General features: G+C 60.8%; 17 protein-coding genes. All 17 read right to left on the bottom strand.

Annotated features, from left to right (window positions below):
* Positions 1 to 10 precede the first annotated feature (10 nt).
* Complete coding sequence (locus tag ACL2XF_RS02730) at positions 11 to 1,300, bottom strand: ABC transporter permease (protein ID WP_410014219.1); 1,290 nt, start codon at positions 1,298 to 1,300, stop codon at positions 11 to 13.
* A 3-nt stretch (positions 1,301 to 1,303) separates the two neighbouring features.
* Positions 1,304 to 2,701, bottom strand: coding sequence for a Fe-S-containing protein (locus ACL2XF_RS02725; protein ID WP_413727947.1), 1,398 nt, complete (start codon positions 2,699 to 2,701; stop codon positions 1,304 to 1,306).
* Between the two features lie 106 nt (positions 2,702 to 2,807).
* A complete protein-coding gene (locus ACL2XF_RS02720) occupies positions 2,808 to 3,332 on the bottom strand; it encodes an iron transporter (protein ID WP_410014217.1) in 525 nt (174 codons plus the stop codon).
* Positions 3,333 to 3,374: 42 nt separating this feature from the next.
* A complete protein-coding gene (locus ACL2XF_RS02715) occupies positions 3,375 to 5,321 on the bottom strand; it encodes an FTR1 family iron permease (RefSeq protein WP_413727946.1) in 1,947 nt (648 codons plus the stop codon).
* A gap of 207 nt (positions 5,322 to 5,528) precedes the next feature.
* Complete coding sequence (nuoN, locus tag ACL2XF_RS02710) at positions 5,529 to 6,986, bottom strand: NADH-quinone oxidoreductase subunit NuoN (protein WP_410014215.1); 1,458 nt, start codon at positions 6,984 to 6,986, stop codon at positions 5,529 to 5,531.
* Positions 6,987 to 6,992: 6 nt separating this feature from the next.
* Positions 6,993 to 8,534, bottom strand: coding sequence for an NADH-quinone oxidoreductase subunit M (gene nuoM, locus ACL2XF_RS02705; protein ID WP_410014214.1), 1,542 nt, complete (start codon positions 8,532 to 8,534; stop codon positions 6,993 to 6,995).
* Positions 8,535 to 8,646: 112 nt separating this feature from the next.
* Entirely contained in the window at positions 8,647 to 10,491 is a 1,845-nt protein-coding gene (gene nuoL, locus ACL2XF_RS02700; protein WP_413727945.1) for an NADH-quinone oxidoreductase subunit L, read from the bottom strand.
* Complete coding sequence (gene nuoK / locus ACL2XF_RS02695) at positions 10,488 to 10,790, bottom strand: NADH-quinone oxidoreductase subunit NuoK (protein WP_162367989.1); 303 nt, start codon at positions 10,788 to 10,790, stop codon at positions 10,488 to 10,490. Before nuoK ends, nuoL begins: the two co-directional genes overlap by 4 nt.
* Positions 10,787 to 11,347, bottom strand: coding sequence for an NADH-quinone oxidoreductase subunit J (gene nuoJ, locus ACL2XF_RS02690; RefSeq protein WP_413727944.1), 561 nt, complete (start codon positions 11,345 to 11,347; stop codon positions 10,787 to 10,789). Before nuoJ ends, nuoK begins: the two co-directional genes overlap by 4 nt.
* A 10-nt stretch (positions 11,348 to 11,357) precedes the next feature.
* The gene (gene nuoI, locus ACL2XF_RS02685) at positions 11,358 to 11,900 is read right to left on the bottom strand and encodes an NADH-quinone oxidoreductase subunit NuoI (protein ID WP_410014211.1); all 543 of its coding nucleotides are present in this window, start codon (positions 11,898 to 11,900) and stop codon (positions 11,358 to 11,360) included.
* A 14-nt stretch (positions 11,901 to 11,914) separates the two neighbouring features.
* Positions 11,915 to 12,892 carry an NADH-quinone oxidoreductase subunit NuoH gene (gene nuoH, locus ACL2XF_RS02680; protein WP_410014210.1) on the bottom strand — a complete coding sequence of 326 codons (978 nt, stop codon included), beginning with the start codon at positions 12,890 to 12,892 and terminating at the stop codon, positions 11,915 to 11,917.
* Positions 12,889 to 15,618, bottom strand: coding sequence for an NADH-quinone oxidoreductase subunit NuoG (nuoG, locus tag ACL2XF_RS02675; RefSeq protein ID WP_410014209.1), 2,730 nt, complete (start codon positions 15,616 to 15,618; stop codon positions 12,889 to 12,891). The genes nuoH and nuoG overlap by 4 nt, the downstream gene beginning before the upstream one ends.
* Before the next feature lie 109 nt (positions 15,619 to 15,727).
* Positions 15,728 to 17,077: an NADH-quinone oxidoreductase subunit NuoF gene (gene nuoF, locus ACL2XF_RS02670; RefSeq protein ID WP_413727943.1), complete on the bottom strand. Its 1,350-nt coding sequence runs from the start codon at positions 17,075 to 17,077 to the stop codon at positions 15,728 to 15,730.
* A complete protein-coding gene (nuoE, locus tag ACL2XF_RS02665; protein WP_410014207.1) occupies positions 17,074 to 17,607 on the bottom strand; it encodes an NADH-quinone oxidoreductase subunit NuoE in 534 nt (177 codons plus the stop codon). Before nuoE ends, nuoF begins: the two co-directional genes overlap by 4 nt.
* 2 nt (positions 17,608 to 17,609) lie before the next feature.
* Complete coding sequence (nuoC, locus tag ACL2XF_RS02660) at positions 17,610 to 19,409, bottom strand: NADH-quinone oxidoreductase subunit C/D (protein ID WP_410014206.1); 1,800 nt, start codon at positions 19,407 to 19,409, stop codon at positions 17,610 to 17,612.
* 91 nt (positions 19,410 to 19,500) lie between these two features.
* Positions 19,501 to 20,187 carry an NADH-quinone oxidoreductase subunit B gene (locus ACL2XF_RS02655; RefSeq protein WP_331121041.1) on the bottom strand — a complete coding sequence of 229 codons (687 nt, stop codon included), beginning with the start codon at positions 20,185 to 20,187 and terminating at the stop codon, positions 19,501 to 19,503.
* Positions 20,188 to 20,202: 15 nt separating this feature from the next.
* On the bottom strand, positions 20,203 to 20,640 hold the full coding sequence (locus ACL2XF_RS02650; protein WP_331121040.1) for an NADH-quinone oxidoreductase subunit A: 438 nt from the start codon (positions 20,638 to 20,640) through the stop codon (positions 20,203 to 20,205).
* Positions 20,641 to 20,797: the final 157 nt, after the last annotated feature.

Below are 20,797 nucleotides of genomic sequence, written 5' to 3'. Positions count from 1 at the left end.
GGCCACGATGTTAATTGCCATACAGCACCTCCACCGGATACAGTTTGGCGATGCGCCGGGCCGGGAACCAGGTGCCGATCACGGCAATCAGGATGGCGATCACCAGCACGCTCGGCACCACAATCCAGGCAAAACTGAGCGGCACACCGAACAGCATCAGGCCGATGGCTTTCGCCAGTCCCCAGCCGGCAACGCAGCCCAGCAATCCGCCCAGGGCGCCGCTCATTACCGCTTCCAGGTAAAACAGCAGCATAATTTGCCACTGGCGGGCGCCGAGGGCCTTCATCAGGCCAATCTCCCGCCCGCGCTCCATAATGGTGCTGGTCATCAGCGAGGCGATGCCCATGGCCGATGCCGCCAGCGCCGCCAGGGTGACCACCGCCAGCAGCAGCTGGATTTTTTCAATCACCACGCCTTCGGATGCCGCCACCTGCCAGATAGGATGCACCACCGATCCGGAAATCGCCTCTTCCAGCTGATGGGAAATCGACGACACAAAAGCGGTGCAATACCACAGATCGTATTCTTCCGCCGTCAGTCCGTCGAGATTATCCCTGGCCCGGCGGGAAAGATCGTTTTCCGGCACCGTCAGCGCCGAGACCCGTACCGCCTGCACTTTGCCGGGCAGGCCGAGCAGTTGCTGCACCGTGGCCAGGGGCATCACCAGACGGCCTTCCTCATCGCCGCCGCTGGCGAGCACGCCGCTGATGCGCACGCTGGCCCGGCCGTGCGGTCCGTCCAGCGTCACTACGTCGCCGGGCCGCCAGCCATGGCGCTGCGCCAGCTGCTTGCCCGCCAGCGCTTCGGGCGGCTGCTCCCGCGTTACCGGTTCATGGGGATATTGACCGGTAACCCGCCAATAGGGGCTGATAATTTGCTGCCCGGTATGAAAATCCGTTTCATCGGGCACATTCACCGGCTGCGAGAAAAAGGTGCCCAGCACCGGCACCGGCGCGCCGTTGACCAGCACTTCGCCGCCAAGCAGCGGCGCAAAGCCGATGATATTGTTGCGCCAGAAGATATCCTTGATATTGGGCAATTCGGACTCGTCGATCAGATCCTGCCCCGACAGGGGAGCGCCCCGCTCGCCAAACAGCGCGGGCAGCGCCGCCTGGCCCGCCGGTTCAATCAGGATATTGGCGCCATAGGATTTCAGCTCGCGCGCCATCTTGTCGCCGATATCGATGGAGACCGCCAGCAGCGCCGAAATCAACCCGGCGGCCAGGAACACCGTTAATACCGCCAGGGACTTGCGCCGGATATTCCTGCACCAGGACTGCCGTAACATACGCCACAACATAAGCTACTCGCCCTCCGCTTCGTCGCTGCCGGCGGCGGTGGCCGGCACGAACTGCGCCGGCTGCGCGCGGAAACGATTGTAAGTGTCTTCACTGGCAAAAAAGTACATTTTGCCGCCGTAACTGTATTTATGGGAGGCGCTGACATTGGTCAGTTTGCTGCCGTCCACCGGATCGGTCACCTGCAGGGTGAGCACGGTGGTAAAATAGTTGACCCCCGCCACCAGCGCCGCTTTGCCGATGGTCAGCTCATGGTCGTCGTTGCGCCAGTTGTCAATGGGTATGGGATTGCAGCCGCCCGCCTTGCCGATGGAGGGGATAAAAATATGCACTCCGCAGGCCACGCACACCACCTGGTTGCCTTCCATCACATACCCCTGGTCGCCGCACAGCAGGCAGGCGTCGAACACCACGCCGAGGCGCAGGCGATCGGGATAACGGTTAATCACCAGGAAACGCACCGCCTTGCCGTCCTCGGCCACCCAAACGAAACGATGCAGCTTGCCGTCGCGCACCTGTTCGAGTGGAATATGCACCTGGCCGTCGGCGCCCAGGGTCACGGGCACCGCTTCCGACAGGCGCGGCGGCTGCGAGGCCACCAAATCCCAATACAGCTGCGCGGCCACCACCACCAGCAGCGCGGCCAGCAGCGTTGCGGCGGTACGCCGGGCATTGCGATAGCGCGCGATGGCCTTGCGGCGCGCGATAGGCTCCACCTGGTGGCGATATCCGCCGCGCAGGCGCAGCAGCGGCGCAATAAAGCCCGCCAGCAGCGCCGCCATCAGCAAGGCGCTGATATAGTTGAGCCAGGGGTTGCTGTTGGTGACGTTGGACACAAAACTCAGCCGCGGCTTGGTCAGCCCGAGGACGTCCAGTTTCATCAACAGTAGCGTCGCCTGGCCGCACAACGGCAGCAACAACAGCAGCGCCAGCGCCAGCAGCAGCGGCCAGCGCCACGCCGGCAGGCGCTTCACCAGCATCGCCGTCAGCACCGCGCACAGCGCCAGTAACGCGACGGCCAATACCACCGCGCTCAGATTAAGTAATAAATCGGTGTTGATGACGCCCGTGGGCGTCAACGCGCTTAAATTGGGATCGTTGCTCCAGTGCAGCGCCGCGCCGGCCACCAGCAGGCCTTGCCAGCAGTAGCCCACCCTGGCGGAAACGGAAAATTGGCAGGCCAGGAACACTACCAGCCCCGCCAGTTGCAAGAAAACCAGCGTGAGCTGCACCGATTGGCCGCCGGGCAGGCGCACGCCCGCCAGGGTACCGGCCGCCAGCGCCAGCAGGTTGACCCATACCAGCGCGCGCACCGATGGCGCGGGGCGGTTAGCCCAGTTTAATCCGCATAGCAGTGTCACCGGCAGGAAAGCTTGCAAGGCGGTAACAAAAAAATAATTCATGACGACGACTCAGAACCGGAAACACTTCGTCATGCAGCGCTCCGGCAGGCCGCTGCGACAAGAGCCAATACCGCCACGGCCGCCAGGCAGCCGTGGCGCGGCGGATTTATTTCAGGCCGATATATTTAAAATCGTAGCTGACGTCGAATGGCTTCCACCAGCGGCCCACGCCGGTTTCAGCGTCGGTATGGCGATGAAGGCCGGCTTTTGACGGCGGTTCGATATGGAAGGTCACTTTGTAGTTGCCCACGCCCATCATTTTCACATTCTGGCCGTAATGCGGACCGTCGCTGGCGACCATCGGCATAAAGGTGCCTTCCTGTTTGTCGCCGGAATCGGTGTTGACCAGCGTGTAGCTGATGGTCAGGTACGGCATCCATTCGCCGGCGCCGAAACCGTTTTTGTTTCCTTCCACCGCGTGGATATCGGCTTCTAGATGAACATCGGCCTTGGCTGCGGGTAAACCCATGCCGCGCGGTTCCATATCGATAGGCTGTAAATAGACCGCAGCAATCTGCATTTCATTCATGGTGACGGTTTCACCCGCCGGATGCTCGGCCGCAAACACGGCCGGGGCGCAGGTCATACCGGCAACGGCCATCACGGCCGCCAGGCTGTTATTCATCTTCATCAACTCTCATTCCTCAGTCATCAAAAAAATTGCTTTGTGCGCTCACACAGTTTCTTGTTTTGGTATCAGGGTACCGGAGCGCCGGCGCATCACCCAGAGGGCGACCAGCGCGGCCAGTACTAAAACGACCTGAGGCGCCAGGGTCTCCAGATAGGGATAAATCCCCAACCAGCTTATTTCAGGTATGCCCTTTAATAACGTGGGTTCGAATAATTTACCTTCAATTAACTCCAGTACCCCTTTACCGGCAAAAACAAAGGCCATCAAATACATAAATGTACCGGTAAACATAAAGAACGGCTTCAGCGGCAGTTTCACCACCGTATACCGCATCAGCAGGTACGCCATCACCAGGATGACGCAGCCGATCAGGAAACCGCCCAGGATGGCGAGTTGCCCGGCCATATTGCCGGCGTCCCCCACCAGGGCGTAATAAAACAGTACCGTCTCCGCGCCTTCGCGGTACACCGCCAGGAAGCTGGTAAACCACAGGCCCGCCAGGGAGCCGGTGGTCAGGGACAGCGTCAGCTTGCCTTCCAGATAGGCCTGCCAGTGCCGGGCCTCCACTTTGGACAGCAGCCAGTAGCTCATAAAGAACAGCGTCACCACGGCGACCATCATGGTGACGCCTTCGAGCAGTTCGCGGTTGGCGCCGGAGTTGGCGAACAGCCATTGGAACAGCGCGGCGGTGACCACGCTCGCCAGCAGGGCAACCCAAACCGATTGCCGGATCAGCGGCAGCTTATCCTGATGCTTATTCTTGACCAGGTAGGCCACGATGGCGGCGACGATCAACAATGCCTCCATGCCTTCGCGCACGATGATAAGCAGGCTGTACACCAGCAATGTCCACTGGCTTTCGCCGCCCTCGCCCAGCATTTCCACCGCTTTGGTGAGATTTTGCGCGAGCGCGTCGGCCTGTTCCTGGATCTGGGCGACCGACTGGCCGGCTTTCATTAGACTGACCAGGCGGGTGAAATAGCCTTCCAGCGTCGATTTAAACGCCGCGTCGCGCGAACCGATTTTGTTCTCCATGCCGGTGGCTTCGAAGCGGTCGAAATACGCGTCCTGTATCGCCATCATGCCGGCTTTGGCCTGTCCGCCGCGATATTGGGCGATGGCGGCGGCTACCGCGGCGTTGATGTCGTCGCCGACCTGCCGCCAGTTGGCGTCGGGCTGGGCGTCGCCGCCCGCCGCGGCGCTGGCCGGGGCGTTGGCTGCGGGCGCGGTCACCGGCTGGTCGGGACGGGTGGTGGGCAGGCCCGGCAGCAGGTCTTCCAGATCCTGCAATAGCTGGGTGACGCCGTAGGACAGGTCATTCATCTGATCGGGTTTTGCGGCCAGGGCGATCAGGGCGATAAATTCCTGGTTGATGGCGGCCGCCTGCTGGGCGGAGCGGTTATTGCGCACCGACATTTCCATTTCCGAATTCTTATAGCCCTGAAAATGCGCCTGCTGCACGCGCTGGCTCGCGGCGGCATATTGTCCCGCCTGGTATTGCGTCAGGGCGTCGGCCAGCAGATCGTCGATGGTTTTAAAGCTTTGCTGCCAGTACAGGGCGATTTGCGTATTGCTATAGGCGTCATGCTGGCCCGCGGCCACCAGCTGATGGCCGCCGGACAATGCCGGCAGCACGCCGGTCAATTCATTTTTCAAGCCGTTGATTTTATCCTGCACTTCCGCCAGCGGCTTGCCCTCGCCGATCAGACGGCGGATCTCGCCGAACTGGCTTTCCATTTGATAGCTTTTCTGCGCGGAAATATTGATGCGGATCGGCCCCTCGAGATTTTCGAATACCTCGAAATAGGCCATTTGCACCTCGCGGCGCGCGGCGTCGTTCTGCTGCTGCTGATACAGCCGCGCGGTGGTGTCCAGCCGTCCCTGGATATCAGTGACCCACGTCTGGTAATCATCGGCCGCCCAGGCGGATGATATGCCCAGGAACAGGACAGCGCTGCAGAGAAGGTATTTTAAAACGGAAGTGAACATCGAGCCAACGCCAAACGTCAATGAGAGTTATTTTCATTATCACCGAATGGCATTAAGAAACAATGACGGGGGTCAATAAAGCATTTTTTAACGAGAACTATTTCGTTTATTCAGTCAGACGCGTTTACGGCCGGGTCGGGCAACGGCCATGGCGACCGCCGCCCCGCGCGGCCCTCCCGCCGCGGTAACCGGGAGGGGAAAAACGTGTTACATCAACGGCTGCGCCAGTCTCACCAGGGAGATCAGCGGCTGCGGGAAGATACCCAGCAGCAACACCAGCACGGAGGAGATCAGCACCACCACCCCGCCGGCGGTGAGCGCCCAGTTGCTCGGCGTATCCCGGCGCAATCTTTCCGGCGGGCTGAGATACAGGCTGACCATCACGCGCAGGTAATAGTACAGGCCGATAGCGCTGCCGAGCACCACGGTGCCGGTCAGCCACCACAGGTGCGCGCCGACGCCGGCCGCCATGATATAGAATTTACCGATAAAACCCAGGGTCATCGGGATGCCGGCCAGCGACAGCATCATCACCGTCATTACCGCCGATAAAATCGGTTTGTGCCAGAACAGGCCGCGATAGGAGAACAGCGAGTCGGCATCCGGACCGCTGTAGGGGCTGGACATCAGGCTGACCACGCCGAAGGCGCCCAGACTGCTGAACAGGTAGCCGGCCAGGTAAACGCCCACCGCCTCCATGGCCAGCTGATGGGCCTGTACCGCAATCAGACCCACCGTCAGATAGCCCAGATGGGCAATGGAGGAATACCCCAGCAGGCGCTTGATATTGGTCTGGCCGATGGCCATCAGGTTGCCGAACATAATGGAGCAGAAGGCGATAATGGCCAGCGCCAGGCGCAGCGCGTCGCTATTCACCACCGGCGTATAGAGGAACAGGCGCATCAGCACGGCGAAAATCGCCACCTTGCTGGCGGTGGCCAGGAAGGTGGACACCGGCGCGGGCGCGCCCTGGTACACATCCGGCGTCCACAGGTGGAACGGCACCAGCGACAGCTTGAAGCCCAGGCCGACAATCATCATGCCCAGCCCCGCCAGCAACAGCGGCTGGTGCAGCATGGCGTCGTCCAGACGCTGTCCCAGCGCGCCAAAACCCAGGGCGCCGGTGTCGGCATAGACCAGCGCCATGCCGAACAGCAGGAACGACGAGGCGGCGGCGGACAACAGGGTGTATTTCAGGCTGGCTTCCAGCGAGCGCTTTTGCCGGTAGGCATACCCTATCAGGCCGAACAGCGGCAGGGAAATGAGCTCGATACCCAGGAACATCGAGGCCAGATGATTGGCGCCGGCCAGCAGGATGCCGCCCATGGCGGCAATCAGCACCAGCAGGTAAAACTCATCGCGGTTGCCGGGGTAGCCCGCAAGCCACGGATAGGCGAAGGTGCTGGTGGCCAGGCTCGCCGCCAGGACCAGCGCGGTATAGAACATCGAATAGCCGTCGGCGCGGATAAGCGGCGTCACATCCATCGGGCCGGCCTGGCCGACAAAAAACAGCGACAGTAAAGCCAGGTTCAGACCGATAACGGTCAGGGTGGCATTGACAAAGTGGTTGCGTCGCCACGCAATGCACAGCATCACAACCACCACCGTCAATCCGACGATCAACAGCGGTAACAGTGCGATCAGTTGTTGAGGAGTTATTGTCATGGCGAATTACGGCCTTGTTGTTAGAGTTGAAACAGCTGATCCTGCTGCGTTTAGCGAGAACCAGTGCTGAACGTTGCTCATTGCCGCGTCGGACGTTTGCAGCACCGCCTGCGGGAAGAAGCCCAGCAGCACCAGCAGCACCACCAGCAGCATAATGATCAACAGCTCGCGCATCGTCATGCCCGGCAAGGGTTCCTGCGATTTCGCCGGACCGTAATAAGCGCGCTGCATCATAATCAACGAATACACCGAGGCAAAAACCAGGCCGAAGGTGGAAATAACCGTAATCACCGGCACCACCGGGAAACTGCCGAACAGGATCAGGAACTCGCCGACAAAGTTGCCGGTACCCGGCATCCCAAGCGTCGCCACCGCAAAGAACAGCGACAGCGCGGGAATGAATTTTATCCGTCCCCATAGTCCGCCCATCTGGCGCATATCGCGGGTATGCAGACGTTCATACAGCTGGCCGCAGATAATAAACATCCCGGCGGCGGACAGGCCGTGGGCGATCATCTGCACCACCGCGCCCTGGTAGGCCAGCTGGCTGCCGGTGTAGATGGCAATCAGCACAAACCCCATATGGGAAACGCTGGTATAGGCAATCAGGCGCTTGATATCGGTCTGGGCAAACGCCATCCAGGCGCCGTAGAAAATGCCCACCACGCCCAGCCACATAGCAATGGGCGCGAACTGGTGGGACGCCTCGGGGAACAGCGGCAGGCAAAAGCGCAGCATGCCGTAGGCGGCGGTTTTCAGCAGGATGCCCGCCAAGTCGACTGAACCGGCGGTAGGCGCCTGGCTATGGGCGTCCGGCAGCCAGCCGTGCAGCGGCACCACCGGCATTTTCACCGCGAAGGCGATAAAGAAGCCCAGCATCAGCAGGTACTGCACCAGCGACGACATCGGGGTATGCAGCAGGTCTTCGTAATTGAAGGTCCAGACGTCGGTGGCATGATAATGCACCAGCACCAGCGCCAGGATCGCCACCAGCATCACCAGCCCGCTGGACTGGGTATAGATAAAGAACTTGGTGGCGGCGGTGATGCGCGTCTTGCCGTCGGAGGCCTTATGGCCCCACAGGGCAATCAGGAAGTACATCGGCACCAGCATCATTTCCCAGAAAAAGAAAAACAGGAACATGTCGATGGCCAGGAACACGCCGATGACGCCGCCCAGGATCCACAGCAGATTAAGATGGAAAAAGCCCTGGTAGCGCTGGATTTCACGCCACGAACAGAGAATGGCCAGCACGCCCAGCAGGCCGGTCAGCACCACCATCAGCAGGGACAGACCGTCCAGCGCCAGGCGGAACGAGATACCGAAACGCGGTATCCACGGCAGCACAAACTCGGATTGCCACTGCGGCAGGCCCTGCGCCGAAACCAGTGAATACCCGCCCTGCAGCCACAGCTGCAGGGAGAGCGCCAGAGTCAGCCCCATGGCGATCAAGGCTATCCAGCGCGGCACCTTGGTACCGAAGCGCTCGCATTGCCAACACAGCAGACCGCCAATGAAGGGGAAAAGTATTAGCCAAGGTAGTAGCATGGCGTTGTGCATCCCTAAATTGAAAAAAACCTGAAAACTTACCTACTGGCGGGAGAAGACATGATGCCGGTGTTCTTCCCGCCCCGCGCGTGTCATTTAACGCCGCCGCCGTTTACACGAATATCAACAGCGCCACCACAATCACGGCGCCCAGACTCATGGATGCCGCATACCAGCGCAACTGGCCGTTCTCGCTAAGCGTCAGCCCGTGTCCGGCCCAGCGCGCCAGCACCGCCGGCACGCTCATCAGGCTGTTCAGCGGATCGCTTTGCAGCAGCCGGGCAACGCCCAGGTACGGCCTGACAAACACTTTGTCATACAGCCAGTCGAAGCCCCAGGCGTTAAACCACCAGACGGTGAAGAACCGTCCCAGGGCGCTGGCGGCCACGGCATGCACCAAGCGGCGCTTGCCGAGATACAGCCCGGCGGCGAGCAGAATACCGAGGATCACCACCACGCCGGAGACAATCTCCAGGGTGATCTTGCCCTCTTCACCCAGGTGGCTGTCCGGCAGCACGCCCGCCAAAGGCGGCGTAATCAGCGCGCCGATAAAGGTGGACAGCACCAGCAGCACCAGCAGGGGCAGGTGATGGCTGATGCCTTTGCCGGCATGGGCCTTGATCTGCTCCTTGCCGTGGAACACGATAAAGATCATGCGGAAGGTATAGAGGGAGGTCAGCAGCGCGCCCGCCAGCCCGGCCAGCATCAGGTTGAAATGGCCGTTCGCCAGCGCGCCCCACAGGATTTCGTCTTTACTGTAGAAACCGGCGGTAATCACGGGCAGCGCCGCCAGGGCCGCGCCCCCCACCAGGAAGCAGATATAGACCAGCGGGATGGACTTGCGCAGCCCGCCCATCTTGAAGATATTCTGCTCGTGGTGGCAGGCCAGGATAACCGAACCGGAGGACAGGAACAGCAGCGCCTTGAAGAACGCATGGGTCATCAGGTGGAAAATGGCCGCATCCCAAGCCTGCACGCCCAGCGCCAAGAACATGTAGCCGATCTGGCTCATGGTGGAGTAGGCCAGCACCCGCTTGATATCGGTCTGGACCAGCGCGGCGAAACCGGCCAGCACCAGGGTAACCGCGCCGATGATGCCCACCAGGTGCAAGACCTCGGGCGCCATCAGGAACAGTCCGTGGGTACGGGCGATCAGGTATACGCCGGCCGTGACCATGGTGGCGGCGTGGATCAGCGCCGACACCGGGGTCGGGCCGGCCATGGCGTCCGCCAGCCAGGTTTGCAGCGGCAGCTGCGCCGATTTACCCACCGCGCCGCCAAGCAGCATCAGCGTCGCCCAGGTGATGGCCGTGGAGCCCACCGCCAGATGCTGCGGCGCCAGTACCATCAGCTCGCGGAAATTCAGCGTGCCCAGTTCCGAATACAGGATAAACAGGGCAAACGCCAGCAGCACGTCGCCGACGCGGGTGACGATAAAGGCTTTCATCGCCGCCGCGCCGTTTTTGGATTCTTTATAATAGAAACCAATCAGCAGGTAGCTGCACAGCCCCACCCCTTCCCAGCCGAGATACATCAGCAGCAGGTTATCGGCCAGCACCAGCAATACCATGCTGGCGATAAAGAGGTTGGTATAGGCAAAAAAGCGCGAATAACCTTCTTCGCCGCGCATATACCAGGAGGCAAACAGATGGATCAGGAAACCGACCCCGGTCACCACCGACAGCATGGTCAGCGCCAGGCCGTCCAGCGACAGGGTAAAGGCGATATTAAACTTGCCCACCGTCATCCAGGTCCACAGCGGCTGGTTGAATACCGCCGCCGCGCTTTCCCGCGTGCCGAGAAAATCAACCGCTACCCAGGCCGTGGTCAGCGCGGCCAGGCCGACGGCGCCGACGCCCACCAGGGCCGACAGGTTTTCCGACCAGCGTCCCCGTGAAAACGCCAGCAGCAGATACCCCACCAGGGGAAACAGAATAGTTAAATAGAGTAGGTTCATCCGTGCATCTCGCTGACGTTATCGATATTCAGGGATTGGCGGCGGCGATGCAGCTGCAGCAGCAGCGCCAGGCCGATGCTGGCCTCGGCGGCGCCGAGGCTAATGGCCAGGATATACATGACCTGTCCGTCGGCCTGTCCCCAGTAGCTGCCGGCAACGATAAACGCCAGGGCGGAGGCGTTAATCATGATTTCCAGCCCCAGCAGCATAAACAGCAGGTTGCGGCGGATGAGCATGCCCGTCAAACCCAGTACAAACAGAATGGCGGCCAAAATGAGTCCGTGCGTTAACGGGATCATGCCTGCTCCTCCGGTTTTCTTTTTATGGCATCGGGCAGCTTGGGTCCCTTGGGCAGCGCATCGCCCTCGCGATCTTCACGCCCGAGATGGAACGCCACCACCAGCCCGGCCAGCAGCAGCATGGACGCCAGCTCCACCGCCAGGACGTAAGGTCCGAACAACGCGATGCCCACCGCCTTGGCGCTGATCACCTCACCCGATATGCCGTGATCGGGCACGCCGTAAATGGCCCGGATCAGGATCGCCAGCAACAGCAGCGACAGTATGCCCGGCCCGACCCAGGCGGACGGGGCAAGCCAGCCGCGTTCGCGCCGCTGGTCGGCGGCGCCGAGGTTAAGCATCATCACCACGAACACGAACAGCACCATGATGGCGCCGGCGTAGACGATGATTTCCAGCGCGCCGGCGAAATAGGCCCCGAGCGCAAAGAATACGCAGGCGATAGCCAGCAGCGAGACAATCAGGTAAAGCAATGCGTGCACCGGGTGGGTATGGGTGATAACCCGCAGGGTTGCCAGTATCGCCACCAGGCCTGACAAATAAAAAGCGACTTCCATGCTTAACTCCTTAGGGCAGCAAACCTTTGACGTCAATGGGTTTGGCTTCGTTTTCCGCTTCGCCCTTATCTTTCCCGTCGATCGCCATACCGGCCATGCGGTAAAAATTATATTCCGGATATTTACCCGGCCCCGAAATCAGCAGATTTTCTTTTTCATAAACCAGATCCTGGCGCCGGTACTCACCCATTTCAAAATCCGGGGTCAGTTGGATAGCCGTGGTCGGACACGCCTCTTCGCACAGGCCGCAGAAAATGCAGCGCGAAAAGTTGATGCGGAAAAACTCCGGATACCAGCGTCCGTCCGCGGTCTCGGCTTTCTGCAGGGAAATGCAGGCCACCGGGCACGCCACCGCGCACAGGTTACAGGCCACGCAGCGCTCTTCGCCGTCCGGGTCGCGCGTCAGTACGATGCGGCCGCGAAAACGCGGCGCCGTATTGACCGGCACATCGGGATACATCAGCGTTTCACGCTTGCTGAACGCCTGCATGCCGATCATCCAGATACTGCGTAGCTGGGTGCCGGCACCATACACTAATTCTTTTAACGTCATGGTTTATTCACCCCTCATTGAGCGTTGTACAAAATGACCGCCGCCGTCGCCAGCAGGTTCAGCAGCGTTAACGGCAGGCAGATTGTCCAGCCGAACGACATCACCTGGTCATAGCGCGGACGGGGCAGCGCCGCGCGGATCAGGATGAACATCATCATGAAGAAGGCGGTTTTAATGGCAAACCAGATGAACGGCGGTAAAAACGGCCCCTGCCAGCCGCCGAAAAACAGCGTGACGATCAGGGCCGACACCGTGACGATGCCGATATATTCGCCGACAAAAAACAGGCCGAATTTCATGCCCGAATATTCGATATGGTAGCCGTCGGCCAGTTCCTGTTCCGCTTCCGGCTGGTCGAACGGATGCCGGTGGCAGACCGCGATGCCCGCCAGCACAAAGGTGGCGAAACCGAAGAACTGCGGAATGATATTCCACAGATGGGCCTGGGAGGCGACGATATCGCCGAGACTGAACGAACCGGCGCGCGCCACCACGCCCATCAGGGACAAGCCCAGGAAGACCTCGTAGCTGAGGGTCTGGGCCGAGGCGCGCATGGCGCCGAGCAGCGAGTATTTATTATTGCTCGACCAGCCGGCGAACAGCACCGCGTACACCGCCAGGCCCGCCATCATCAGGAAGAACAGCACGCCGATATTCAGATCCGAGACCACCCAGGTCGGGCTGACCGGGATCACCGTAAAAGACACCAGCAGAGCGGTAAAGGCGATAACCGGCGCCAGGGTGAAGATCATGCGATCGGAAAACGGCGGCACCCAGTCTTCCTTGAAAAACATTTTCAGCATATCCGCCACCAGCTGGAGCGAACCGCCCCAGCCGACCCGGTTGGGTCCGTAGCGGTTCTGGAACAGGCCCAGCAGCCGGCGTTCGGCAAAGCTCATGTAGGCGCCGCAGGTGACCACCACCAGCAGGATCACCACCGCTTTCAGTACCGTCAGAATGATGTCAATCACGTCCGATGTTAACCAACTCATAACGCGGCCTCCCGCAGGTTTTCAACGCGTTGTCCTACCCACACCGGCGGAATGCCGGGCAGGCCCAACGGCAGGCCCACCTGACCGGCCGCCAGGGCGTCGCTAAACCTGACCGGCAGGCGCAGCGACTGCCCGGCGCAGGTGAATTCCAACAGCGTGCCGCTGTTGACGCCCAGCCGCTCGGCGTCCTGGCGGCTTACCGCCACGTAAGGCTGCGGCATGCGCTCCTGAATCACCGCGGCGCGTTGGGAGGTTTCCTCGCTGCCGAACAGATGGTAGTACGGCGCCACGCGCCACTGGCCGTCGACCGGGGCGACAAACGCCGCCGGCACGTCGGTGAACCAGTCCATACGGCCCTCGCCCGCTTCCAGCAGCCGTACGCCGGGATCGCCGTGGCGCAGGTGTCCGCCCACTTCCGCCTGGAATTTATTCCAGGCCTGCGGGGAGTTCCAGCCCGGCGCCCAGGCGAAGGCCACCTGCTTGCTCATGCCCTGGGGGCTGCTGTTGCCTTCCATGGAGAACGCGAACATGGTGTCCTTGTCCTGGGGCTGGCGCGGCTCGTGCACGTCGATGTTGGCGCGCATCGCGGTGCGACCGCTGTAGCGGTGCGGCTCGCGGGCCAGCTTCTGGCCGCTGACGCGGAAACCGGCATCGGGCGCGGCCTCTTTGATCCCGGCCAGCTGCGGCAGCGTCTCGGCGCAGGCGCTGATGATATGATCGAACTGGGTCCAGTCCACGTGGCGATCCAGGTAGGTGGAGTGCAGCGAATGCAGCCAGCGCCAGCTCTCCAGCATAATGGTCTCGGCATCATAGTAGGCCGGGTCGTATACCTGGAAGAAGCGCTGCGCGCGGCCTTCCTGGTTGATAAGCGTACCGTCGCTTTCGGCAAAGCTGGCCGCCGGCAGGATCAGGTTGGCCTTATCCATGATGGCGGTGCGCTGATGATCGAGCACGATAAGATTGACGGTTTTGGCCAGCGCCGCGTCCACCCGCTGGGCCGGCGCGTGGCGGTACAGATCGTTTTCCAGCACGATCGCGCTGTCCGCCGCGCCCTGCTCAAGCTGTTCCAGCGCCTGGTCCAGGGTACCGCCGCCCATCAGCGCCAGTCCCATGCTGTTGGCGCTTGACGCCACGAAGGTTATGCCGACGTCGGCGCCGCGGCCTTTCAGCGCGCGGGCGACGTTGGCGGCGGCGGCAATCACCGCCTCGCTGCCGGCGTTGCTGCCGGAGACGATCAACGGCTTGCGGCTGCCCGCCAGGGCCTGCACGATCACATCGATCCTGGCGCGCAACTCGTCATCCAGACCCGCTACCGCCGGGGCGCTGTCGTCCAGCGCGTGGGCGACGGCAAAGCCCAGGCGCGCCTGATCCTCCACCGGGGCGCAATAGGTCCAGGCGGCGATATCGTCAAGCTTGGTGCGATCGACGCTGGTGACAAACAGCGGATGGCGGGCATGCTGGCCGATGGTCTGGATGGCGGCAATCTGCCAGTCGGCGACTTTTTGCGCCGCGGCCATTTCACGGGTCTTGCCCTTCACCGCCTGGCGTACCGCCAGGGCGATGCGCGCGCCGGTCTGGGTTAAATCCTCGCCCAGCACCAGCACCGCGTCGTAACTTTCCATTTCGCGCAGCGACGGGGTATGCACGCCGCCGTTGCGCAGCACGTCCAGCATCAGGGCCAGCCGCGCCTGCTCGGCGCCGGAGATGCCGGTATAGAAATTGGCGGCGCCCACCAGTTCACGCAGCGCGAAATTGCTTTCCACGCTGGCGCGCGCAGAGCCGATGCCGATCATCTTCTTGGCGTGGCGCAACGCGTCGGCCGCGCCCTGCATCGCCTGTTCGGCGTTCAGGGCGATCCAGTCGTCGCCGCGGCGCTGCAGCGGATGGCGCGGACGATCCTTGAGATTGACGTAACCGTAACCGAAACGGCCGCGATCGCACAGGAAGTAGTGGTTAACGCTGCCGTTAAAGCGGTTTTCAATGCGCCGCAGCTCGCCGTAACGCTCGCCGGGGCTGGTATTGCACCCCACGCTGCACTGCTGGCAAATGCTGGGCGCGAACTGCATATCCCATTTGCGGTTGTAGCGTTCGGAATGGGTTTTATCGGTGAACACCCCGGTCGGGCACACTTCCACCAGGTTGCCGGAGAACTCGCTTTCCAGCGTGCCGTCCTCGGGACGGCCGAAGTAGACGTTATCGTGGGCGCCGTAGACGCCCAGATCGGTGCCGTCGGCATAATCCTTATAGTAGCGGACGCAGCGGTAGCAGGCGATGCAGCGGTTCATCTCGTGGGAGATAAACGGGCCGAGGTTCTGGTTGCGGTGGGTGCGCTTGGTAAACCGGTAACGGCGGAAATTCTGGCCGGTCATGACCGTCATGTCCTGCAGATGGCAGTTGCCGCCCTCCTCGCACACCGGGCAATCGTGGGGGTGGTTAGTCATCAGCCACTCCACCACGCTTTTACGGAACTGTTGCGCCTCTTCATCATCGATGGAGATAAAGGTACCGTCCGACGCCGGCGTCATGCACGACATCACCAGCCGGCCGCGCGTATCCTCGGCGTTTTGATATTGCTTGACCGCGCACTGGCGGCAAGCGCCGACGCTGCCCAGCGCCGGGTGCCAGCAAAAATAAGGAATATCGAGACCCAGGGTAAGACATGCCTGCAACAGGTTGTCCGACCCCTTAACCTCGTATTCTTTGCCGTCTACATGAATGGTAGCCATAGTCAGCATGCTCAAGTGTGGCCCGCAATAGCGCGGGCGTTAATCAAAATGCGTCTCGGGTGCATAACATCCGCCCGGCCTCGTTTGGCCTAAAGGCGCGGATGCAGGGTTACCAACGCGCTTTCAGCAAGTTTGGCTGGATACCGGCAATAGTGCGGGTATTACCGATATGCTGCGTTGCAATTCCCGCTTCAAATTCTTCCCGGAAATATTTTATCGCGCTTTGCAGCGGCTCGACGGCGCCCGGCGCATGGGCGCAGAAGGTTTTGCCCGGGCCGAGGAACCGGCACAGCTGTTCCAGCGTTTCAATATCCCCCGGCTGCCCCTCGCCTTTTTCTATGGCGCGCAGCAGCTTCACGCTCCAGGGCAGGCCGTCGCGGCAGGGTGTGCACCAGCCGCAGGACTCGCGCGAGAAAAACTCTTCCAGGTTGCGCGTCAGGGATACCATATTGATTTCATTATCCACCGCCATGGCCAGCGCCGTGCCCAGGCGGCTGCCCGCCTTGCCGATATTCTCGAAATCCATCGGCAGGTCGAGGTGATCGCCGGTCAGGAAGTCGGTGCCGGCGCCGCCCGGCTGCCACGCCTTGAGCGTCAGGCCATCGCGCATGCCCCCGGCGTAATCTTCCAGGATCTCGCGCGCGGTGATGCCGAAGGGCAATTCCCACAGGCCGGGATATTTGACCCGCCCGGAAAACCCCATCAGCTTGGTGCCGGTATCGCTGCTTTTGCCCGCCGTGATGCCTTTGTACCAGTCCACGCCGTTCTCAAGGATGGCCGGCACGTTGCACAGGGTTTCGACGTTATTGACGCAGGTCGGTTTGCCCCAGGCGCCGGCGGTGGCCGGGAACGGCGGTTTGGAGCGCGGGTTGGCGCGGCGGCCTTCCAGGGAATTGATCAGCGCCGTCTCTTCGCCGCAGATATAACGCCCGGCGCCGGTATGGACGATCAGCTCGAAATCAAAGCCGGTACCGAGGATATTCTTGCCCAGATAACCGGCCTCGGTGGCTTCGGCGATGGCGCGCCTGAGGTTCACCGCCGCCTCGATATATTCGCCGCGCAGGAAGATATATCCGCGATAGGCCTTAAGGGCAAAAGCGGCAATCAGCATACCTTCCACCAGCAAATGGGGCAGTTGCTCCATCAGCAGGCGGTCTTTATAGGTGCCCGGCTCCATCTCATCCGCGTTGCACAGCAGATAGCGGATGTTCATGGCCGGATCCTTGGGCATCAGGCTCCATTTCAGGCCGGTGGAAAACCCCGCCCCGCCCCGCCCTTTCAGGCCGGAGTCCTTGACCAGGGTGACAATGTCGTCCTGGGACATGCCTTTGAGCGCTTTTTCCGCGCCGGCATAGCCGTTCTTGCCGCGATACTCGTCAAGCCATACCGTCTGGCCGTCGTCGCGCAGGCGCCAGGTCAACGGATGCATTTCGGCGGTACGTACAATCTGTTTGATCATCGATACTGCTCCAATAGCGGACCGATACCTTCCGGCGTCAGATGAACGTGGGTGTCGTCATCAATCATCATGCTCGGCCCCTTGTCGCAGTTGCCCAGGCAGCAGGTGGGCAGCAGGGTGAAGCGCCCATCGCCGGTGGTCTGCCCCGGCTTGATATCGAGCGCTTGCTCCAGCGCCGCCTGGATGCCCTGGTAGCCGGTGATATGGCACACCACGCTATCGCAATATTTAATGATATGGCGCCCGACCGGCTGGCGGTAAATCGAACTGTAAAACGTGGCCACGCCTTCCACATCGCTGCCCGGAATGCCCAACACCTCGGCAATCGCCGCGATGGCGCCGTCCGGCACCCAGCCGCGCTGTTTCTGCACGATTTTCAGCGCTTCGATGGAGGCGGCGCGGGCATCTTCATAATGGTGCTTTTCATGCTCGATGGCCTCTCGCTCCTGGGCCGTGAGCACAAAGGCGGCGGTGTCGTCCTGGCGGCCGGGGGCGGCGTCGCGCCCATGCGTATCTGTATGTTCATGCATAATTAGCGGTCCACATCTGACATAACAAAATCGATACTGCCCAGATAGACGATGAGATCCGATACCAGGCTGCCGCGAATCACCGAGGGAATTTGCTGCAAATGCGGGAAACTCGGGGTGCGGATACGGGTCCGGTAGCTCATGGTGCTGCCATCGCTGGTCAGGTAATAACTGTTGATCCCCTTGGTGGCCTCGATCATCTGGAACGATTCGTTAGCCGGCATCACCGGTCCCCAGGAGACCTGGAGGAAGTGGGTAATCAGGGTCTCGATATGCTGCAACGTCCGCTCTTTCGGCGGCGGCGTGGTCAGCGGATGATCGGCCTTGAACGGGCCTTCCGGCATATTGTTCAGGCATTGTTCAAGGATGCGCAGGCTCTGGCGCATCTCCTCCACCTTCAGCATCACGCGGCTGTAGCAATCGCTGACGCCGTCGCCCACCGGCACCTCGAAATCAAACTTGTCGTAGCCGGAGTACGGACGCCATTTACGCACGTCGAAAGAGATGCCTGTTGCGCGCAGCGCGGCGCCGGTCACGCCCCAATCCAGCGCTTCCTGGGCGCCATAGGCGGCGACGCCCTCGGCCCTTCCGCGCAGTACGCTGTTGCGCAGCGCCGCCTTGACGTAGGAATCCAGGCGCTTGGGCAGCCAGTTCAGGAAGTCGCGCAGCAGGCCGTCCCAGCCGCGCGGCAGATCGTGCGCCACGCCGCCGATGCGGAACCAGGCCGGATGCATGCGAAAGCCGGTAATGGCCTCCACCACGTCATAAATTTTCTGCCGGTCGGTAAAGGCCAGGAATACCGGCGTCATGCCGCCGACGTCCTGGATATAGGTGCTGATATACAGCAGATGGCTGTTGATGCGGAACAGCTCGGAGAGCATGACCCGGATCACCTCGACCCGTTCGGGCACCACGATGCCGGCGAGTTTTTCCACCGCCAGCACATACGGCATTTCATTGACGCAGCCGCCGAGGTATTCCACCCGGTCGGTATAGGGAATATAGCTGTGCCACGACTGGCGCTCGCCCATTTTTTCCGCGCCGCGGTGGTGATACCCGATATCGGGCACGCAGTCGACGATTTCCTCGCCGTCCAGCTGCAGGATAATGCGGAAAGCCCCGTGCGCCGACGGATGGTTCGGCCCCAGGTTAAGAAACATGAAATCTTCGTTTTCGCGCCCGCGTTTCATGCCCCAGTCTTCCGGCTTGAAGGTCAGCCCTTCCATTTCCAGATCCTCTTTCTGCTTGGTCAGCATATAAGGATCGAATTCGGTGGCGCGCGCCGGATAGTCTTTACGCAACGGATGGCCCTGCCAGCTTTGCGGCATCATGATGCGGGTCAAATGCGGATGGCCGTCAAAGGTCATGCCGAACATTTCCCAGGTTTCGCGCTCATACCAGTTGGCGTTGGGGAAAATTTTGGTCACGGTGGGCAGATGGAAATCGCTCTGCGAGAGCGCCACCTTCAGCATGATATCCCGGTTGCGGTCGATGGATATCAAGTGATAAAACACGGTGAACTCAGCGGCGGGCAGGCCCTGGCGATGGGTGCGCAGGCGCTCGTCCACGCCATGCAGATCGTAGAGCATTACATAGGGCTTCGGCAGTTTTTTTAAAAACGTCAAGACCTCGAGAATCTGCTCGCGTTTGACCCATACCACCGGAATGCCGGTACGGGTGGGCTGGACGGTAAACGCCTCGGCGCCAAAACGGTCACGCAATTCGCCGATTACCGGATCGTCAAGATGATCCCGGGTCTGCCAGGCCGGCTGGGCGAGATGTTGCGTCATCAACTCTGTCATAGTTATTTTCACCAAATTAATGCTGTGCCGGCGTCATGCCACTGTGCGCGTTAAATGATTATGGACGACAACCGCCACATCGCCGCGCGCGTCAAATCTCGTCGGGAGATCGCAGGTTGGTTACCGCGATACGCTCGCCCTGTTTACGCTCGCGCTCCGACTGCATATTGGCGCGATAAACCCCCTGATCGCCCACCACCCAGGAGAGCGGACGCCGTTCCTTGCCGATGGATTCCTTTAACAGCAGCAGCGCCTGGATATAGGCTTCCGGACGTGGCGGGCAGCCGGGAATATAGACATCGACCGGCAAAAATTTGTCCACGCCCTGCACGACGGAATAAATATCGTACATACCGCCGGAATTAGCGCATGCGCCCATGGAAATCACCCATTTCGGCTCGAGCATTTGATCATAAAGACGCTGGATGACCGGGGCCATCTTGGTGAACGGCGTGCCCGCGATCACCATGAAATCCGCCTGGCGCGGTGAGGCGCGAATAACTTCCGACCCGAAACGCGCCACATCGTGCACCGCGGTAAAGGACGTGGTCATTTCGACGTAGCAACAGGACAGGCCGAAGTTATACGGCCACAACGAGTTGCCCCGGCCCCAGTTCACCGCATTATGCAACGCGTTTTCCAGGGTACCCAAAAAAACGCTGCGGTTGACGTGCCCATCCAGGGGATCGGCGACGATATCCTGTTTTTGCAGGGGATAACGGTCATTTTCACCGCCATTCTCACCGTCCGGCTCAACACGGGTGAGGGTGTAATCCATGGTTATGCCTCGCTGTTACTGCTGATGACGTTGGTTTTCGGCGATTGGGCCCGCGCGCTTGAGACGCTGGGAACGCTCGGGCGTCCAGTCCAGCGCGCCGACGCGCACCAGGTACACCAGGCCCGCCAACAACACAATAATAAAAACGGCTGCTTCGAAGAAACCGACCCAGCCGACTTCGCGGATGGATACCGACCAGGCGTATAAATACAGGGCTTCCACGTCAAAAATGACGAAAAACATGGCCACCAGGTAAAATTTAGACGAAAGACGCAGTCTTGCCGTCCCCACCGGGTCGATACCGGACTCGAAGGGCACGTTTTTTGAGCGGGAGTGGGCGCGTCCGCCTAATAAGAAACCGCCCAGCAGCATAAAGCAGCACAGGCCGACGGCACCAACGAGGAATACGGCGAACGCCCAGTAATGGGCGGTAACTTCAGTGGTTATTGACATTTTCTTTGCTCATCAAAAGTGGCATTTTGCAGTCTGCTCTTCGTCAACGGCAGTTCGACTCACCACATCGATTTATGGGAAGGAGTAGGAAAAAACCGCACCGCGCTGTTGCCACCGGCATACACAGCCATTGTGTGGGGTTTTTACTCCTTTACAT

This window comes from Sodalis sp. RH19, from assembly GCF_047324215.1.
Lineage (GTDB): Bacteria > Pseudomonadota > Gammaproteobacteria > Enterobacterales > Enterobacteriaceae > Acerihabitans.
The sequence above is the reverse complement of the archived record's forward strand: the minus strand, read 5'-3'. Positions and strand labels throughout refer to the sequence as shown.

Bases quoted from the DNA above. Each gene is read 5' to 3' on its own strand.
- nuoH (WP_410014210.1), bottom strand. From the start codon at position 12,892: ATGAGTTGGTTAACATCGGACGTGATTGACATCATTCTGACGGTACTG.
- ACL2XF_RS02650 (WP_331121040.1), bottom strand. From the start codon at position 20,640: ATGTCAATAACCACTGAAGTTACCGCCCATTACTGGGCGTTCGCCGTA.
- nuoL (WP_413727945.1), bottom strand. From the start codon at position 10,491: ATGAACCTACTCTATTTAACTATTCTGTTTCCCCTGGTGGGGTATCTG.
- nuoJ (WP_413727944.1), bottom strand. From the start codon at position 11,347: ATGGAAGTCGCTTTTTATTTGTCAGGCCTGGTGGCGATACTGGCAACC.
- nuoC (WP_410014206.1), bottom strand. From the start codon at position 19,409: ATGACAGAGTTGATGACGCAACATCTCGCCCAGCCGGCCTGGCAGACC.
- ACL2XF_RS02655 (WP_331121041.1), bottom strand. From the start codon at position 20,187: ATGGATTACACCCTCACCCGTGTTGAGCCGGACGGTGAGAATGGCGGT.
- nuoE (WP_410014207.1), bottom strand. From the start codon at position 17,607: ATGCATGAACATACAGATACGCATGGGCGCGACGCCGCCCCCGGCCGC.
- ACL2XF_RS02725 (WP_413727947.1), bottom strand. From the start codon at position 2,701: ATGAATTATTTTTTTGTTACCGCCTTGCAAGCTTTCCTGCCGGTGACA.
- ACL2XF_RS02720 (WP_410014217.1), bottom strand. From the start codon at position 3,332: ATGAAGATGAATAACAGCCTGGCGGCCGTGATGGCCGTTGCCGGTATG.
- nuoN (WP_410014215.1), bottom strand. From the start codon at position 6,986: ATGACAATAACTCCTCAACAACTGATCGCACTGTTACCGCTGTTGATC.
- ACL2XF_RS02730 (WP_410014219.1), bottom strand. From the start codon at position 1,300: ATGTTGTGGCGTATGTTACGGCAGTCCTGGTGCAGGAATATCCGGCGC.
- nuoI (WP_410014211.1), bottom strand. From the start codon at position 11,900: ATGACGTTAAAAGAATTAGTGTATGGTGCCGGCACCCAGCTACGCAGT.
- nuoG (WP_410014209.1), bottom strand. From the start codon at position 15,618: ATGGCTACCATTCATGTAGACGGCAAAGAATACGAGGTTAAGGGGTCG.
- ACL2XF_RS02715 (WP_413727946.1), bottom strand. From the start codon at position 5,321: ATGTTCACTTCCGTTTTAAAATACCTTCTCTGCAGCGCTGTCCTGTTC.
- nuoK (WP_162367989.1), bottom strand. From the start codon at position 10,790: ATGATCCCGTTAACGCACGGACTCATTTTGGCCGCCATTCTGTTTGTA.
- nuoF (WP_413727943.1), bottom strand. From the start codon at position 17,077: ATGATCAAACAGATTGTACGTACCGCCGAAATGCATCCGTTGACCTGG.
- nuoM (WP_410014214.1), bottom strand. From the start codon at position 8,534: ATGCTACTACCTTGGCTAATACTTTTCCCCTTCATTGGCGGTCTGCTG.